Below are 279 nucleotides of genomic sequence, written 5' to 3' on the forward strand. Positions count from 1 at the left end.
GTGTTCTAGACGGTTTTGGAACGAACCCAGTTTTGAACGTTCAGCAGAAACCTGCTCAATCGCACGGTTGATACCTGAAATAGAAGCTTCTGCTGCTTGAGCAGAAGTCACTTTAATTCCTGATACATTCAGAGCAGAAGAGCTCATGCTTCCGATGTCAACGCTCATAGTTTGAGAAGAATTCGCACCAATTTGGTATGTCAGAGACTTATCTTCTAATTTATTTACAGCTTTTCTTTGTGTAAAGGTTACTTCATCCCCGATATTAGCGGTTGTCAG

1 pseudogene is annotated in these 279 nt (G+C 41.6%); it reads right to left on the reverse strand.

Annotated features, from left to right (window positions below):
• Positions 1 to 279: pseudogene (locus LKX83_RS32480) on the reverse strand (flagellin); the annotation flags it as partial.

Origin of the sequence: Cohnella baijiui, assembly GCF_020731285.1 — a bacterium.
Classification (GTDB): Bacteria; Bacillota; Bacilli; order Paenibacillales; family Paenibacillaceae; genus Cohnella.